The organism is Sulfuricurvum sp. (genome assembly GCF_041651515.1).
Classification (GTDB): domain Bacteria; phylum Campylobacterota; class Campylobacteria; order Campylobacterales; family Sulfurimonadaceae; genus Sulfuricurvum.
Genome location: NZ_JBAZJF010000004.1, coordinates 44,299 through 61,646, shown reverse-complemented (window position 1 = coordinate 61,646; position 17,348 = coordinate 44,299). Strand labels below are relative to the sequence as shown.

Sequence of the window (17,348 nt, the reverse complement as noted above, 5' to 3'; positions counted from 1 at the left end):
GGTTTCCTTGAAATGTGGAATAATAGCTAATTACAGCAAATACTATTCCAGTTCTAATGACCCTTCGTCATTTTCGAGTTCATCTTCTTCTTCATCATTCTTAGGACAGCGTGAAATACTCTTCACATCATCCCCTTTAATGATATAGACACCGCTGGTATTACGTCCCGATTTAGCGATACTTTGCATATCGACACGGATCATTTTACCCGCTTTGGTGAGTGCCATAAGATCCATGGTTTCATCCACCATAACACATCCGACGACGGTTGTTCCGGTCTTCGCATTAAGTTTCATTGCGATAACACCTGATCCGGCGCGATTGGTGAGGCGGTACTCTTCGGCAGTGGTACGTTTACCGATCCCTTTTTCACTCACCATCAAGATCTCTTCTTCATCGTTTTTAATGATATTGGCATCGACGACAACATCACCTTCGATTTTGAACTTAATACCGCGAACACCACGGGTACTTCGTCCCTGATCCCGGGTTTTTTCGATTTCAAATTTAATACATTGTGCAAATTTGGTGACGATAAAGAGGTATTTTGTCTCTTCCGTCGCAATATGGGCTGTGATAAGTGCATCATCATCGTCAAGAACAATAGCTCGGACACCGTTGCTGCGAACATTTGAAAATTCACTGAGGGCCGTACGTTTGACCACTCCGTTTTGAGTGAAGAAAACCAGTGATTTATTCTCATCAAAATCGGTTGTCGGGATAATTGCGCGGATCTTCTCATCGGCTTCGAGATTGATAAGATTAACAACGGCTTTACCTTTAGCCGTACGCGACCCTTCCGGAATTTTATACACTTTGAGCCAGTGGAGCTGTCCGCGATCGGTGACAAACATCAAGGTGTCATGTGTATTACAGGTATAGAATTTTTCGATGAAGTCATCATCGTAAGTCGTTACGGCAATTTTGCCTTTTCCGCCGCGACGTTGTTTCTCATACGAAGCGGAAGGTACCCGTTTGATATATCCGCGGTGGCTGATAGTAACAATCATCGGCTCATTCGGAATCAAATCTTCGATATTGATATCATCGTAGTTGTCTTCGATATCGGTGACACGCGGGATATTGTATTGTTCAACGAGTTCGACGAATTCGCCTTTGATAATCCCTTTGAGAACCTCTTCACTGCGAAGGATGCTTTCGAGATATTCGATGTGTGCCAAAATTTCTTTGAGTTCATTTTCGATTTTATCACGCTCTAATCCAGTAAGACGTTGGAGACGCATGTCGAGAATTGCTTGGGCTTGGATCGGCGAAAAGCCAAACTCAGTAATAAGGCCATTTTTAGCCGCTTCGCCGTCATTGCTTGCACGGATTAGCTTGATGATTGCTTCGATATGATCGAGCGCTTTTTTCAAACCTTCTAAGATATGGGCACGTGCTTTTGCTTTTTCAAGATCGAAAATCGTACGGCGAATAATGACGGTCTTGCGGTGATTGATAAAATGTTCCAACATATCAAGGAGAGGGAAAACACGAGGCTCTTGGTTATAGACTGAGAGCATGATGATCCCGAACGTAGTCTCCATATTGGTTGATTTATACAGATTATTGAGAACGATTTCACTCATCGCATCACGTTTAAGCTCGATAACGACACGAATCCCTTCACGGTCGGATTCGTCTCGGATTTCAGAAATCCCTTCGATAAACTTGTCTTTGACCAGATCGGCAATGGTTTCGATCAAACGGGCTTTATTGACTTGATACGGAAGTTCATCAATAACGATAACATCTTTGTTGGATTTCTTTTCGATGTGGGTTTTAGCACGGACACGGATACGGCCGCGCCCTGTTTCATACGCATCCAAAATCCCTTTTTTACCGTAGATGGTTCCACCGGTTGGGAAATCGGGAGCCTTGATGAATTGCATGATCTCCGGTAATGTTGCATTCGGATTGTCCATTAGATAGACAAGAGATTGGAGCACTTCATTGGGATTATGCGGCGGGATATTGGTTGCCATACCGACGGCGATACCGCTTGAACCATTAATAAGGAGATTCGGAACACGTGTCGGAAGAACTTCCGGCTCTTGGGTAGTACCGTCATAGTTATCGACCATATCGACGGTATCTTTTTCAAGATCTTTGAGTAATTCTCCGGCGTAGCGGGTCATACGGGCTTCCGTATAACGCATAGCTGCCGCATTGTCGCCATCAACCGAACCGAAGTTCCCTTGACCGTCTACGAGCGGTGCACGCATCGAGAAAGGTTGTGCCATACGAACCAAAGCATCGTAAACGGAAGTATCACCGTGCGGATGGTATTGCCCGATAACGTCACCGACGATACGAGCCGATTTTTTGTACTTAGCACCGGCTGAGAGGCTAAGTTTGTCCATGGCATAAAGAATACGTCTGTGTACCGGTTTAAGACCGTCTCGGACGTCTGGAAGGGCACGCCCGATGATAACGCTCATCGAGTAATCAAGATAACTGCTCTTGAGTGTGTCTTCTATATTAATGTCATTTATTTCGCTGTTGTCTAGCAGATCGTTCATGCGGTCCCCAAAAGTGAAGATAATATGGCTGATTATAGCCGAATGAGGCTTAAATTCTTAAAACCTGTTTTTTTAGCTTTAATTTGCTTAATTAATTAAATACGGTTACAATTATCCTAAACATTAGTGTTATGGAGTTTAGTATTTATGAAAAAAATTGAAGCGGTTATCAAACCATTTAAACTCGAAGATGTGAAAGACGCCCTAGCCGAGATTGGTATTACGGGTATGACGGTAAGCGAAGTAAAAGGCTACGGTCGCCAAAAAGGGCACAGCGAGTTATATCGCGGTGCTGAGTATGTGGTTGACTTTCTTCCTAAAATCAAGATGGAGATGGTAGTGGATGACGCGATGGTAGATCAAGTCGTTAACACGGTCGTAGAAGCGGCTCGTACCGGGAAAATCGGTGACGGGAAAATTTTTATCAGCGATATCAATCAAATCATCCGTATTCGTACGGGCGAAACGGATAGCGACGCAATATAATTCCACTTTCTTAGCTTCAAAGCTTCGGCTTTGGACTCCTCTTTAAATATCTTCTCGTATTTAGAAAAATCTCTCTTTTTTATATTTATACTGCACATTGATTAAAAATTAATCAATAGATTGCACTCTTCACATTTGATTACTTTGTACAATGGTATCCGACATTCAAGTTATAAGGAGAAAAAATGAAAAAGTGGCTTTTAGCTTTATTGCTACTCGGCGTATCGGCATTTGCTGATGATGCTAACGCAACGGCTGTTGTAGAAGCGGCGGCACCTGTACTTAATTCAGGTGATACTGCATGGATGATGATGTCAACCGCATTGGTTATGTTGATGACACCGATCGGTTTGGCATTGTTTTACGGCGGGATGACCCGTTCTAAAAACGTTCTTAATACCTATGCAATGATTTTTGGTGCATTTGTAGTAGCAATGTTGGCATGGGTAATCGCAGGTTTCTCGATCGCTTTCGGAACAGCGGATGGTTCAATGAACCAAGTTATCGGCGGATTTGGCAATGTGATGCTAAACGGTATTAAATGGGACGATCTACAAGATCCAAAATTGGGTCTGCTATTCCCTAAATTTGTTTTCGTAGCATTCCAAGGGACATTTGCAGCTATTACCGTAGCGATCGTTGCGGGTTCAGTCATTGAGCGTATGAAATTTTCTACCTGGATGGTATTTGCTTTCGTCTGGACTATCGTGGTTTATGCACCGATTGCTCACATGGTATGGGGTGGCGGTTACCTCTTTAATGAAGGTGCCCTTGACTTCGCGGGTGGTACGGTTGTTCATATGAACGGCGGTTTGGCTGGTCTTGTATTGGCTGTGTTGATCGGTAAACGTGCAGGGTATCCAAAAGTAGCGATGAAACCGGTAAGTGTTATTTTAACTGCTGTCGGTGCAGGTATGCTTTGGTTCGGTTGGTACGGATTTAATGCCGGTTCAGCTTTTGGTGCAAACGCTATCGCCGGTGTCGCTTTCCTAACAACGACTATCGCAGCTTCTGTTGCAGCAGTGACATGGATTGTAATTGAGTACGCAGTCTTCAAAAAACCGACTCTTCTGGGTGCAGCGTCCGGTGCAATCGCTGGTTTGGTTGCAATTACTCCGGCAGCTGGTTTTGTCAGTGTCAGTGGTGCATTAATTGTTGGTATGACGGGTGCATTGATCGCATTCTTCGGTGTAACGGCACTTAAGAAAAAATTGGGTTACGACGATTCATTGGATGCATTTGGGGTTCACTTTCTGGCAGGTCTATGGGGTGCGATTGCAACCGGTATCTTTGCTGTAGATGACAAAGGGCTTCTATGGGCAGGACCGTTGAAAGATTCAGGCGATCGCATGGGACAAATCATGGTTCAAGCGGAATCCGCTTTATTGGTCGGATTGTTTACATTGGTCGGTACGATCGTAGTGTACTATATCGCAATGGCATTGACCGGCGGTTCACGTGTTAACGAAGAACAAGAGAGCCAAGGTTTGGATGAATCAGTACACGGTGAACGTGGATTTAACCTATAAGAAGGAATGAACAATGAAAAAAATTGAAGCGGTTATCAAACCATTTAAACTCGAAGATGTGAAAGACGCCCTTGCCGAGATTGGCATTACGGGTATGACGGTAAGCGAAGTAAAAGGGTACGGACGACAAAAAGGGCACAGTGAGTTATATCGTGGTGCTGAGTATGTGGTTGACTTTCTTCCTAAGATCAAAATGGAGATGGTAGTGGATGACGCGATGGTAGATCAAGTCGTTAACACGGTCGTAGAAGCGGCTCGTACCGGGAAAATCGGTGACGGGAAAATTTTTATCAGCGATATCAGTAAAATCGTCCGTATCCGTACGGGTGAGACCGATATCGAGGCCATTTAAATTAACGTAAAGAGGAACATAGTCCCTCTTTACTACGTTAACACTGGGTTTACTTCGGCAGTATGCCCAAGCACGTAAACGTGCAATTCTATCAATTGATTAATTTTTAATCAATTTTACTTCTACAATCTCTGTGATTGGTTATATAATGCACACCTTTATCTTAAATTAAAGGTGTTGCATGGATACTGCGTACGTTATCGATACCCTCTTTGCCCTCTTTTCAATCACTTTGATCATCTTAATGGTTCCCGGTTTCGCAATGCTCGAAGCGGGTTTAGTCCGTACTAAAAACGTTTCCAGCGTTTTGACGGTCAATGTGATGATTTATGCGGTAGCCTCTATGGCGTTTATTCTGGTCGGTTTTCATTTTGCTTTTGGCGATGTAGCGAGTACCACTATGAGTAAGTGGGCATTTTTTATGTTTCAAATGGCATTTGTCGGTAAGGCGATTAACATTATGAGCGGAGGGGTCGGTGAGCGGGCTAAATTGTTGCCGTTGACTCTGTTTACCCTTATTATGGGGGCTCTGATCTATCCGACGGCCGTGAATATCAGCTGGGGAAGCGATTGGATCAAAGATACCCTGTTTGATTTGAATTTCGTCGATTTAGCGGGTTCTACCGTCATTCATTCTACAGGCGGGTGGGCATTATTGGCGGCTATTTTGATTATCGGTCCGCGAAAAGGGCGTTATGTTCACGATCAAATTCGTGTTATTCCTGCCTCTAATATCCCTCTTGTTGTTTTGGGGGCGATGTTACTGTGGATCGGATGGTTTGGTTTTAACGGCGGTTCGGTGGGCGGTATTTCGACCAAAGAGTTGGCGGACAGTGTCGCATTGACTATCTTTAACACTAACGTAGCGGGACTTGCCGGAGCCATTTCTGCGGGTATCATCATTTATGCACGGTATAAACTCTTTGATATTACGATGATTCTAAACGGTGCGTTGGGTGGCCTTGTTGCGATTACGGCAGGACCCCATTTATATACCCTTTACGATTCGCTTGCTGTTGGTTTGATCGGTGGAGTATTGGTTGTTTTGGCAATCCCTATTTTCGACCGTTTTCGTATTGATGATCCGGTCGGAGCATTGTCGGTTCATTTGGTCAACGGTATTTGGGGAACGCTTGCGGTAGGTATATTTGCTTCGGATGCTGCGAAAGGGATAACTTTTTTGAATCAGCTCAAAGGGGTTGGCGAAATCGCCGTATTTGTTTTTACGGTATCGTTTGCGGCTATTTATTTAATCAATAAGTTGGTTCCGTTCCGCGCCTCCGATGAAGATCAGCTTCAAGGGCTTGATGTCAGTGAATGCGGTCTGGAAGCATACCCCGAGTTCAAAAGGGCGATTTAACTTAACACTCTTGTAACACTTCTTCGATACTCTTCTGTGGGGCTTTTTGCCCCATAAAAACTCTTTTACCTACTGCGTTGTATAATTTGTCATTGTTTTAAAGAGAAAGGGATTTTATGTCTATTTATCGCGAATATGATATTCGAGGGATTTTTGAAAAAGAGCTCAATGAAGCGACCATTACTCGATTGGGATATGCATTGGCCGAAGAGATGCGAGGATATGGCGATGTTGTTGCGGTCGGATACGATGCACGTTCTCATTCACCCATTTTATTTGAATATCTCACGGCCGGACTCAATGCCGGTGGGATGAAAGTATTGGGGATGGGGATGGTTCCCACTCCGGTAAACTATTTTTGCAATTATCAGGATTTCGATGGAATCACTCCGTGTGCATCGGTGATGATTACCGGTTCGCATAATCCGAGCGAATACAACGGATTTAAAATTACCATTAATAAAGCCCCTTTTTTCGGTGAAGCGATCTATGCCCTTGGGGATAAAATAGAATCATTACCTTTTCCCCCTAAAGTGGAACGACAAGTGGTAGAGATCGATGCATTGAGTCGTTACAAACGCTTTATGGTCGAATCGTTTGGCCATTTGCGTGGAATGAAACAGCGCATCGTTTATGACTGCGGTAACGGGGTTGCGGGATTAGCGATCGAAGATATTTTTAATGCATTGGAATTGACAACCAAAGGGATTTATGTTGATCCGGACGGTACGTTTCCTAATCACCATCCTGATCCGAGTGAAGAGCATAATCTCGAAGATATTAAAAAACTTCTCACAGAGGAGGGAGATATTGCATTTGCCTACGATGGCGATGCCGATCGTATTGCTGTATTGACGCCTAAGAATAATATCAAAGGGGACATGATGGCCATTTTGTTTGCCCTTAAAATGAAAAATCCGATCGTTATCGGCGAGGTGAAATGCTCGCAGGTGATGTACGACACGCTTCGGGAACGGGGAGCGACCGCCGTGATGTATAAAACGGGGCACTCGAATCTCAAAGTCAAAATGAAAGAGCTTCACGCTGATTTGGCATGTGAAGTGAGCGGGCATGTTTTCTTTGCGGATCGTTATTTCGGATACGATGATGCAATCTATGCCACCCTTCGGATGCTTGAATTGGTGCATGAAGGGGTTGATTTGGATGCAGAGATTGCAAAACTTCCTCAGGTATTTTCCACCGAAGAGATTAAGGTCAAAACGACCGAGAAAGAAAAGTTTCTCCTTATGGCCAAGCTCAAAGAACTTCTGCAAAACCCTCCATCCGATTTTCCTGCTATCCGTGAGATTATCGAAGTGGACGGCGTTCGGGTTATTTTTGATAAAGGGTGGGGCTTAGTGCGTGCGAGTAATACGACTCCGGTACTGGTTACCCGTTTTGAATCGACCGATGCTAAAGAAGCTCTGCGATACGAAGAATCTCTTAATGCGCTGATTCAAACGGCCCAAAACCAGTTAAAGGGATAAGTATGAAAACAATAACATTAACCATGCCGCTGGATATGCATGTCCATTTGCGTGACGGTGAGATGCTCTCAACGGTTGCCCCGCTGACGTCATACAGTTTTAGCGGAGCACTTGTTATGCCTAATCTTGTCCCTCCGATTACCACTCTTGATGCGGTCAAAGAGTATCGTCATCGTATCAAGGTAGCGATGGAAGCGGATGATTTTGAACCCTATATGACCCTCTTTTACCAAAATTACAGCCGAGTGTTTTTGGAAAATGTACAAGATCATATTAGTGCAATCAAACTCTATCCAAGCGGGGTAACGACGAACTCGGAAGGGGGAGTTGAAAGTTTTGATATCGAATCAATGCGCGAAACGTTAGAGGCAATGTCTGATTTAGGGATTGTTTTGTCTGTTCACGGTGAGACGAACGGTTTTGTAATGGATCGTGAAGCGGAATTTATGAGCGTCTATGAGATGCTCGCAATCAATTTTCCGAAACTCAAGATCGTCATGGAACACATAACGACTGCCGAAGCGGTAGAGATGTTGGATCGTTATGAGAATTTGTATGCCACCATTACGGTACATCATCTAATGATTACCCTCGATGATGTGGCGGGAGGGATGCTTCGTCCTCATCTGTTTTGCAAACCGATAGCCAAACGTCCGCATGATCGTGATGCATTGCTGAGCGTTGCCCTTGAAGCGCATCCGAAAGTGATGTTTGGTTCGGATTCGGCACCCCACCCGAAACATACCAAGGAGTCATGCGGATGCGGAGCAGGGGTCTTTACCGCACCGATCGCTCTTCAGCTGTTATGTGAGGTTTTTGAAGCGCATGATAAACTCGATAACCTTCAATCCTTTGTGAGTGATAATGCCCAGCGAATTTATGGGATTTGCGCTGAGTATAAAGAGGTTGTCCTTGTGAAACATGATTTTGTTGTTCCGGATATGTACGGCAGTGTTGTCCCGATGCGTGCGGGTGAAACGTTGAAATGGTCTATTGATCGTGTCGATTAATGTTCTCCTCTTGGAAGATGATCTCCTATTTGGTGAGTCGATTCAAGATTTACTCGAAGAGGAGGGGTATCTTCTGACCTTGTGCCGAAACGGACAAGAGGCCCTTGATGCTACGTACAAACACCGGTTTGATTTGTATCTTTTGGATATTAATGTCCCTTTGATTGATGGCCTTTCTTTATTGCACGAGCTAAGAGATTCTGCGGATGATACCCCTGCGATTTTTTTGACGTCGCATCGTGAAACGGAAGTATTATCTAAGGCGTTTGAATACGGTGGAGATGATTATCTGAAAAAACCGTTTGATACGAAGGAGCTGCTGATACGTATTCAGGCATTGCTGCGGCGCAGTAAAGGCAAAACCCGCAGATGTGCCGGGGATTTATGTTTGGATGAGATACACAAGTGTATTTTTTTAGGGGGAAATGAGGTCCATTTTTCCCTAAAAGAGTATCAACTAATGGCCCTTTTTATCCGAAATGCCGGGGAAATTGTTACCAAAGAGATGATTATGGATGAGTTGTGGAGTGCATCTGAAAATATCAGTGACGGTGCGATACGGGTGTATATTAACCGTCTCAAACAAGAGATCGGAAGTGATCGGATACTCAATGTTCGTGCTTTAGGATATCGCCTTGTTTCGTAGTGTTGAAATTGCGTTGGCATCGTTGTATGTCGTTACAACGGCGGTATTGGTGAGCGGTATTTATATTGCACATCACGTATTAGGGATAGAACAATGGGGAGTAATTTTTCTTATTTCATTAATTTTTGCCCTTATTGCCGGATGGATTTTGGCTAAAATTGCGATCAAACCGCTTAAAGAACATTTTGATCATTTAGAAGTTTTTTCCAAAGAGACGCTTCATGAACTGAATTTACCGATTAATACGATCACTGCTAATGTGGAGATGTTACGTAAAACCCATACAGATGAAAAAAGTTTCAAGCGTTTGGATCGGATCGGACAAGCTGTCGGGATGTTAAAAGAACGGTATAATGAGCTCGATTATTTGATCAAAAAGCAGATGGCACGTGAGAATATAGAGTCATTTGATTTAGTCGATTTACTTCAAGAGCGACTTGTTTTTTTGCGTGGGTTGTATTCGAATGTGATATGGGAAATAGCACTTTCTTCACGGATGGTGAGTTTAGATCGTATCGGAATGGGAAAAGTGATCGATAATTTGGTCGAAAACGGGGTGAAATATTCCCTTTCACCGGCTCATATTAAAATCACGTTACATGAGGATACATTGAATATCTGCGATCAGGGGATCGGTATGGATGAGATAACTTTGATGCGAATATATGATAGCTATTTCCAAAATGATACTACAATACCGGGGTATGGAATCGGTCTTGGATTGGTCAAGCGATATTGTGATCGGCATCATATCGGATTGCATGTCTCTTCCCAAGTGGGAAAAGGGACATGCGTAAAATTGGAATTAAAAAAATTAACATAAAGGGTAAATTCAATGGAAGTAAGCGGATGGTTAGGATGGGCGCAAGGCGCAGTCGATTATGGGATTATCGGTATTTTGGTTTTGATGAGTGTGATCTCATTGTGGATGTTTATTGAGCGATTGATGTTTTTCGGTGCTGTTCGAGGAAGTGATTACAGTACAAAAGAGGAGCTTGAGCTGGATCTTGGTAATAATGTTTCGATTATTGCAACCATCGGTTCTAATGCCCCCTACGTCGGTCTGCTAGGGACCGTTTTGGGCATTATGATCACGTTTTATTCTCTCGGAGATGTCGGTGCGGTTGATCCTAAAAAGATTATGACCGGATTAGCCCTTGCTCTCAAAGCAACCGCAATGGGTCTTATTGTCGCGATTCCTGCTATCGTGTTTTACAATATTTTGCTCCGTAAAATGGAACGTATCCTTACGTTGTGGGAAATTGATGCTCACAAAAAACAAGGCTAAACTATGAAGATGAAACGGATCGATACGATCAATGTCATCCCCTTTATCGATATTATGCTCGTATTGCTGGTGATGGTTTTGACAACGGCAACGTTTATCAAAACGGGGGTTATTCCCGTCGACCTTCCCAATGCTAAAGGGACTGCAACCGAGCATAAACCCAGTGAGATGAAACTGACGATTAAAAAAGACGGTACCCTATGGATTGATGAGAAAACACAAGTGAGCCTTGATCAGTTTGAGCAAAAAGTCACAGAGGGTGGCAAAGAGATGACGGTTGTTCTTTACAGCGATAAGGATGCTGCATTTCAAAATTTTGTCGGTGTTATGGATGTTCTTAAGCGCCTTGGACATGAACAACTGTATATTGTAACCGATAAGCAGAAATAGTCGTGCACCAAATCAGCAACTATGTTTACGCTCGCGATGAGTTGCTGGATTGGGATATTCCGACTAAACGGCTTCCCAATCCGTATCTTGATTTTCCCTATATGGTGATTGAAGGGGTACTAACTCCTGCAGAGTGCCGTGCTATTACCGCGTATACGCTGGAAGATAACGGTGTTGTGAAAGCGGAGCTTCGAGGCAAGAAGCTTGATACGGCAATACGGCGTACCGATATTCATACCCTCTCTTCTGAGTATCGTGCGATTTATGAGAGCCGATTTGCCGCAGTTCGTTCTGAGATCGAGGATTTTTTTGCTCTGTCTCTCAGCACTTCTACCGACATACAGGTCTTGGGGTATGAGAGCGGGTCATTTTACGTCAAGCACAGTGACGATTCAAGCGAACTGCGAGACCGTGAGGGGAAAACGGTAGGATTTCACACCGTAGCCCCAGAGCGTAAAGTGACGACGGTTTTATTTACCACTTCATACACTCCCCATCCGACCGATTCGGATCATTTCAACGGGGGAGAGCTTCTTTTTAACTACCTTTGTGATGAGCATGGCAATACCATCACGCTGCGCCCGGAAGCGGGTGATATGGTCGTATTTTTAAGCAATCCCTATTTCTCTCACGAAGTACTTCCTGTAAAATCAGGTTACCGCCTCAGCCTCGTTCAATGGCATAATGCACACAGTTAGGCTATAATTTCCTATCTTTTTTTCAAGGGCATTAATGCGTTATTTTTATACCTCTTTTTTTATTCTCATTATCGGGCTGATTGCCGGATATTTTTTAGGGGGACTTGAGGGGGTATATATTGCTGCATTATTGGTCGTATTGGAAATCTCCCTTTCCTTTGATAATGCGGTTGTTAATGCCAAAATTTTGGAGACGATGGAGCCAGTTTGGCAGCAGCGTTTTATCCTTTTCGGTATGCCGATAGCCGTATTTGGAATGAGACTTTTATTTCCGTTGGCGATTGTCTCGATCGTGACAGGGATGGGACTATTAGAGACCCTTCAAGTAGCAATGAATGAACCGCATCGCTATGAAGCGATCCTCAAAACGACTGAAACGACAATTTTTGCTTTTGGGGGAGCATTTTTATTGATGGTCTTTTTGGATTTCTTTTTTCAGGAACACGATGTCAAATGGGTCACCTTTGTAGAAGGTTCCAAAATGATGGAGCAGTTTTCCGGAGTAGCGAATATCGAGCTGATTACCGCTATTATGGTCGGAATCGGCTTGGGACATATCACGCAGGATTTCGGAGTTGTATTGGCCTTTATGTACGGGGTTTTGCTCCACTCTCTTCTCAATATGCTGGACCATTTTCTCTCTTCCGATACAGTCAAAAGCGGGATAGCCGGATTTATTTATCTTGAAGTATTGGATGCAAGTTTCAGTTTTGACGGTGTGATTGGAGCCTTTGCCTTGACGAGCAATATTTTCATCATTATGATCGGGCTTGGAGTAGGTGCGATGTTTGTGCGGAGTATTACCCTCTATTTCGTTGAGCACAAAACTCTCTCCGAATTTCGCTACCTCGAACACGGTGCCCACTACGCGATCGGAATTTTAGCAATCATCATGTTGATCAAAATTACCACACATGTGAGTGAAGCCGTGACGGGGACAATCGGTATCGGACTGATATCCATCGCTTTCTTACACTCCATTTGGGAAAACAGACAAGGGAATCAGGCTTAGTCTGCTTCGCCCTCTTGGACGGCATTCTCCTCTTTTCTTTTTTTCGAATAATATTTAAATATTCCATACATGCTTATCATCATCCATGTAAACTCCATGATAAAGGAAGGAAGATTCCAGGCATAGAGTAAAGATAGGATGATCAGTAATGCTCCGAGGGTATTCAAGACGGAGAAGCCTAAATCTTTCGCATCCATTTTGTCAAGTTGTAAAAGCATATAACCGATGATAATGATAATAACACCGAGAATACCGATGAGATCGCTTAGAGATAATTGCATTAGGATATTCCGTTATTGGTATTAGAGAAGCAGTGTATCGAAGAAGAGTTAAAAAGAGAATTTGTCTGTTTAAGAACTAATTAGAGAGGAGGATAATCTCCTTTCTAATTGGAAAAAATTAGTTTTTTGGTTTTTCAAAACAAACACTAGCGCTTGTTCCAATTTTATGGTCTGTTGTATACTCAGAAATATAAACCATTCTCCACCCATCGTATTTTTTAAATAATTTGTCCATTTCAGCATTGCTTCTCATATCTACTTCTTCACAACGTGTCATCATATTTGAATTGACATCTGAATTTCTAATTTGAGCTTGAATATTTGCTGGGGCACAAGCTGTAAAGAAAGTAGCTACAGATGCACTGAGTACACTTAGGGATAATAATTTTACTGTGTTCAATGGAACTCCTATTTTTAAATATAGTTGTTATGGTTCCATAGTTACCCTTATTAAGTACTAAATATTATAATTATTTTAGTTTTTATTTCTATAATAATTTAATTTTAGGTTATAAATGAGTTATCAAAGAGAAGATCATTGAAGATTTATTGAGGAAAGATACCCCAATAAAAATCCTTATTAAAGGGAGTCTTATTGGGGTTTATCTATGTAAAACTAGAACGATTGTCCTAGAGTTACATCATACCTGGCATTCCGCCCATTCCACCCATATCCGGCATTCCGCCGGCTTTGTCATCTTTGATCTCATGGATTGTTGCTTCAGTCGTTAGAAGCATACTTGAAACGGATGTTGCGTTGGTCAATGCTACACGCTCAACCTTGAGAGGATCGATGATCCCTGCTTCGTACATATCGACATATTCGCCCGTAGCGGCGTTGAATCCGATATTTTCGTTGGTTGCAGAGACGATAGTGTTGACGACAACACCCGCATCGTATCCCGCATTTTCAGCGATTTGTTTGACCGGTGCAGAGATCGCGCGAAGGATGATCTCCCATCCGATTTTTTGATCGCCGGTAAGATCATGCTTTACTTTTGCCGCTGCACGGATCAATGCCGCTCCGCCGCCGATAACGATCCCCTCTTCAACTGCCGCTTTGGTCGCTGAGAGTGCATCGTCAACACGGTCTTTTTTCTCTTTCATTTCGGTTTCGGTAGCTGCACCGACTTTGATAACCGCAACACCGCCGGAGAGTTTCGCAAGACGCTCTTGGAGTTTCTCTTTGTCGTATTCGCTGGTGGTTGCTTCGATTTGGGTACGGATCTCTTTGATACGTGAATTAACCGCTTCTTTCTCACCTGCACCGTCTACGATGGTGGTGTTGTCTTTGCTGATTACGACGCGCGCCGCTTGACCGAGGTCTGCAACGGTTGCGCTATCCAATGTACGGCCGATCTCTTCGCTGATCACTTGCGCACGAGTTAATACGGCGATATCTTGGAGCATTGCTTTACGGCGATCACCGAATCCCGGAGCTTTAACGGCTGTGATATTCAATACACCGCGTAATTTATTCACAACGAGAGTTGCCAACGCTTCACCTTCGACATCTTCCGCGATGATAAGAAGAGGGCGTGAGCTTTTTTGAACTTGCTCTAGCACCGGAAGAAGGTCTTTGAGGTTAGAGATTTTTTGATCGAAGAGGAGGATAAACGGATGATCCAATTCAACGGTCATTTTTTCGCTGTTGGTGATGAAATACGGACTGAGGTACCCGCGATCGAATTGCATCCCCTCGACAACGTCGAGTTCATCATTGATCCCCTTAGCTTCTTCAACCGTAATAACACCGTCACGGCCTACTTTATCCATTGCTTCAGCGATCATAGCACCGATACGCTCATCGGAGTTTGCAGAGATGGTTGCGACTTGCGCGATCTCTTTTTTGTCATTGATGATACGTGAAGCGGATTTTAATTCTGCCAAAATTGCTTCGGTCGCTTTATCCATACCGCGTTTCATTTCGATCGGGTTAGCTCCAGCAGTGATGTTGCGAAGACCTTCTTTGAAAATCGCGTTAGCAAGAATGGTTGCCGTAGTGGTACCGTCTCCCGCTTCGTCCGCTGTGTTGGAAGCAACTTCTTTTACGAGCTGTGCCCCCATGTTCTCAAGAGGATCTTTAAGTTCTACCTCTTTGGCAACCGATACACCGTCTTTTGTGATGCTGGGTGCGCCGTAGCTTTTTTGGATGAGGACATTACGTCCGCGTGGTCCCATGGTGACTTTTACCGCGTCAGTGAGTTTTTGTACCCCTGCGGCTAACTTGTTGCGTGCGTCGTCTGAAAAGTGAATTTCTCTTGCCATAGTATTCTCCGTTTATAGTTTAAATGAGTTGATTATTTGATAATTCCGAGTAGGTCTTCAGTTGCAATGACCAAGTACGCTTTTCCATCAAGAGTTAATTCGCTGCCGGCATATTTGCCAAATACGACAGTATCTCCAGTCGCAACATCCTCTACTTCGGTGCTCACGGCAAGGACAGTACCTTGTGAAGGTTTCTCTTTAGCGTTGTCGGGGATGATAATCCCTGATGCGGTTTTGGTCGCCTCTTCGAGACGTTGAACCAATACACGTTTTCCAAGCGGTTGAAAATTCATAGCATTTCCTTTTATTGTGATTTATTATGCTCGGGATTGTACACGAGTTTGGATTAATTGTCAATCTCTTAGTCTATATGGCTCAATAGTTATGAGCTTGATGATATATGATAGAAACTTTCTTATCTCTTTCTGCAAAATTAATTCATCTTTTAGTTTTTAATAAGCAATGGTTCACTATAATTCCGGCCTTATCCAATTCTACCTAAGATGGCTGGGTAGCTCAGCTGGTTAGAGCGCTGGTCTCATAAGCCGGAGGTCGGGGGTTCGAGTCCCCCCCCCGCCACCATCTTAAACTTCCTATATTACCTACTTTCAACTACATCATTACCAGTAAACGTTACCAGTATTTGTATTATTGCGCAATTTGATCCTGTCATTAGCATCCAAATGATCAATATCCTAGGCGAACTCGGGACGTACTCGACGTATTACTCCAGACACATCGCTAATTACACTGCTGCAATGCTGTACGAAAGCATCGTCTACCTTGATTAATGTAAATACTTCTGATGCGTCACCTTCTAAGAAGAACGATTCATCGGGTAGTTTAATTCTAAAAGGTAGAGATTCAGCCTTCGTAACGAGAGCATCGTAACTGCCTCCGCGCCCATGCTTGAGTACATTGACGGCTAGATAAAGATCATTAAAACGCTCTTTCATGTGTAGCTCTCCTTGATCAGCTAAAATGTTTTTAGCCTCACTAAATCCATTGTAACAATTTAGACAATCTTGTAGTTTGGCTTCAAAAATGGAAAACATACCAATCGCTAAGATCGCTTTTTGGAGCTGTATCATCTGAAGAGTTTTTACTAGGGAAGTGGCGCTACTCGTTTGCAGTGCCTCAATTGTTCGCTCGTTTGCTTCCCTTAAAGTTTCAAGGGTAAAAGTTGTGCATCTATCTACGAGATCGGTAAAGCTGTGCATTGTATGTCCAAAGTGTAATTAATCTTATCGTTATTCGTTGATGATATCATACTTTCTTAAACTCATTCTATTTCTGACGATAAGAGCAGGGTGGAATGACTCCTATTTTATAGACATATTAGTTCTCCGCTAACGCCTCATTTTTGTTGATTTCAAAAAGTGCTATAATTTTCTCAACAAAATAAAGGAGAAGCCATGACTATGACGATCACCGTTAATGATAGTGTTGCCGATAAAGTAATGGCTTTTTTAAACTCACTTCCTCAAGACACCATTACGGTTGAGCAAACTCGCCCGTGGTATGCCGATGAGGTTAAAAGCCGGATTGAAGAGTACAAAAGCGGGAAGCTGGAAACCACGCCGTTGCATGAGGGAATGGAAGAAATAGAGGATTATCTAAGAGAGATCAACTCCGTTGCAAGTTAAGAAGTCCGACCGTTTCAAAAGTGAGATAAAACAGATTGTAAAATTTATCGGTCAATCGAATCCGAAAAATGCTGAAAGATTTTACTATTCTCTAATGGAGCATTTAGATAGTTTAGTTGATCATCCACGCAAAGGGCGAGCAACCGAGGATGGAAGCCGAGAGTTAATACATAAAGGCTACACTGTACCTTATTTTATTGATAAGGATAATATCATTATTTTGGGTATCTTCAATCAAAACGAATGGAAACCTAAAGAGGATTAAAAAAGAGCGTAGTAAATATTTAGAGTATGGTAATTCCCCCCCCGCCACCATCTTGTAACTTCTAATCCGAATCCTTTATTCTATCATCTTGTTTTTCCTATAACTAC

At 43.2% G+C, this 17,348-nt stretch carries 20 protein-coding genes and 1 tRNA gene; 15 read left to right on the top strand and 6 right to left on the bottom strand.

Translation table 11 applies throughout. The annotated features are described in order from the left end of the window. Positions 1-42: 42 nt before the first annotated feature. The gene (gene gyrA, locus WC407_RS08195; protein WP_373022126.1) at positions 43-2,523 is read right to left on the bottom strand and encodes a DNA gyrase subunit A; all 2,481 of its coding nucleotides are present in this window, start codon (positions 2,521-2,523) and stop codon (positions 43-45) included. A 147-nt stretch (positions 2,524-2,670) separates the two neighbouring features. On the opposite strand from gyrA, the gene WC407_RS08190 reads away from it, so the two are divergent. The 12 genes from WC407_RS08190 to WC407_RS08135 all read left to right on the top strand — a co-directional run bounded on the left by WC407_RS08190 (position 2,671) and on the right by WC407_RS08135 (position 12,781). Next, positions 2,671-3,009, top strand: a complete 339-nt coding sequence (locus WC407_RS08190) for a P-II family nitrogen regulator (protein WP_294916536.1) — start codon at positions 2,671-2,673, stop codon at positions 3,007-3,009. A 185-nt stretch (positions 3,010-3,194) separates the two neighbouring features. Further along, entirely contained in the window at positions 3,195-4,538 is a 1,344-nt protein-coding gene (locus WC407_RS08185) for an ammonium transporter (RefSeq protein WP_373022125.1), read from the top strand. A gap of 13 nt (positions 4,539-4,551) precedes the next feature. Next, positions 4,552-4,890, top strand: a complete 339-nt coding sequence (locus WC407_RS08180; RefSeq protein ID WP_373022123.1) for a P-II family nitrogen regulator — start codon at positions 4,552-4,554, stop codon at positions 4,888-4,890. 181 nt (positions 4,891-5,071) lie between these two features. Next, complete coding sequence (locus tag WC407_RS08175) at positions 5,072-6,250, top strand: ammonium transporter (RefSeq protein ID WP_373022122.1); 1,179 nt, start codon at positions 5,072-5,074, stop codon at positions 6,248-6,250. A 116-nt stretch (positions 6,251-6,366) separates the two neighbouring features. Then, positions 6,367-7,737 carry a phosphomannomutase/phosphoglucomutase gene (locus tag WC407_RS08170; RefSeq protein ID WP_373022121.1) on the top strand — a complete coding sequence of 457 codons (1,371 nt, stop codon included), beginning with the start codon at positions 6,367-6,369 and terminating at the stop codon, positions 7,735-7,737. Positions 7,738-7,739: 2 nt separating this feature from the next. After that, on the top strand, positions 7,740-8,747 hold the full coding sequence (pyrC, locus tag WC407_RS08165) for a dihydroorotase (RefSeq protein ID WP_373022120.1): 1,008 nt from the start codon (positions 7,740-7,742) through the stop codon (positions 8,745-8,747). Next, entirely contained in the window at positions 8,737-9,393 is a 657-nt protein-coding gene (locus WC407_RS08160; protein WP_373022119.1) for a response regulator transcription factor, read from the top strand. Before pyrC ends, WC407_RS08160 begins: the two co-directional genes overlap by 11 nt. Then, positions 9,383-10,216: a sensor histidine kinase gene (locus WC407_RS08155; RefSeq protein WP_373022118.1), complete on the top strand. Its 834-nt coding sequence runs from the start codon at positions 9,383-9,385 to the stop codon at positions 10,214-10,216. Before WC407_RS08160 ends, WC407_RS08155 begins: the two co-directional genes overlap by 11 nt. Positions 10,217-10,228: 12 nt before the next feature. Beyond that, positions 10,229-10,681: a TonB-system energizer ExbB gene (exbB, locus tag WC407_RS08150; protein WP_373022117.1), complete on the top strand. Its 453-nt coding sequence runs from the start codon at positions 10,229-10,231 to the stop codon at positions 10,679-10,681. Between the two features lie 3 nt (positions 10,682-10,684). Continuing rightward, positions 10,685-11,071, top strand: a complete 387-nt coding sequence (locus WC407_RS08145; RefSeq protein ID WP_373022116.1) for an ExbD/TolR family protein — start codon at positions 10,685-10,687, stop codon at positions 11,069-11,071. Between the two features lie 2 nt (positions 11,072-11,073). Further along, a complete protein-coding gene (locus tag WC407_RS08140; protein ID WP_373022115.1) occupies positions 11,074-11,769 on the top strand; it encodes a 2OG-Fe(II) oxygenase in 696 nt (231 codons plus the stop codon). A 34-nt stretch (positions 11,770-11,803) separates the two neighbouring features. After that, the gene (locus tag WC407_RS08135) at positions 11,804-12,781 is read left to right on the top strand and encodes a DUF475 domain-containing protein (protein WP_373022114.1); all 978 of its coding nucleotides are present in this window, start codon (positions 11,804-11,806) and stop codon (positions 12,779-12,781) included. Here WC407_RS08135 and WC407_RS08130 read toward each other — a convergent pair. The 4 genes from WC407_RS08130 to groES form a co-directional block, all read right to left on the bottom strand. Next, positions 12,778-13,062, bottom strand: a complete 285-nt coding sequence (locus WC407_RS08130) for a hypothetical protein (protein WP_373022113.1) — start codon at positions 13,060-13,062, stop codon at positions 12,778-12,780. The two genes, WC407_RS08135 and WC407_RS08130, sit on opposite strands and share 4 nt — an antisense overlap. 118 nt (positions 13,063-13,180) lie before the next feature. Next, positions 13,181-13,462: a hypothetical protein gene (locus WC407_RS08125; RefSeq protein WP_373022112.1), complete on the bottom strand. Its 282-nt coding sequence runs from the start codon at positions 13,460-13,462 to the stop codon at positions 13,181-13,183. 236 nt (positions 13,463-13,698) lie between these two features. Then, positions 13,699-15,330: a chaperonin GroEL gene (gene groL / locus WC407_RS08120; RefSeq protein WP_373022111.1), complete on the bottom strand. Its 1,632-nt coding sequence runs from the start codon at positions 15,328-15,330 to the stop codon at positions 13,699-13,701. 32 nt (positions 15,331-15,362) lie between these two features. Further along, on the bottom strand, positions 15,363-15,623 hold the full coding sequence (gene groES, locus WC407_RS08115; RefSeq protein WP_373022110.1) for a co-chaperone GroES: 261 nt from the start codon (positions 15,621-15,623) through the stop codon (positions 15,363-15,365). Positions 15,624-15,835: 212 nt separating this feature from the next. Here groES and WC407_RS08110 point away from each other — a divergent pair. After that, positions 15,836-15,912 (top strand) — tRNA-Met (locus WC407_RS08110). A 113-nt stretch (positions 15,913-16,025) separates the two neighbouring features. Here the strand turns inward: WC407_RS08110 and WC407_RS08105 are convergent. Continuing rightward, positions 16,026-16,550, bottom strand: coding sequence for a hypothetical protein (locus WC407_RS08105; protein WP_373022109.1), 525 nt, complete (start codon positions 16,548-16,550; stop codon positions 16,026-16,028). 195 nt (positions 16,551-16,745) lie between these two features. Here WC407_RS08105 and WC407_RS08100 point away from each other — a divergent pair, with 195 nt between their 5' ends. Together WC407_RS08100 and WC407_RS08095 are read left to right on the top strand one after the other, a co-directional pair. Next, a complete protein-coding gene (locus WC407_RS08100) occupies positions 16,746-16,976 on the top strand; it encodes a hypothetical protein (protein WP_373022108.1) in 231 nt (76 codons plus the stop codon). Beyond that, entirely contained in the window at positions 16,966-17,241 is a 276-nt protein-coding gene (locus WC407_RS08095; RefSeq protein ID WP_373022107.1) for a type II toxin-antitoxin system RelE/ParE family toxin, read from the top strand. Before WC407_RS08100 ends, WC407_RS08095 begins: the two co-directional genes overlap by 11 nt. Positions 17,242-17,348 lie beyond the last annotated feature (107 nt).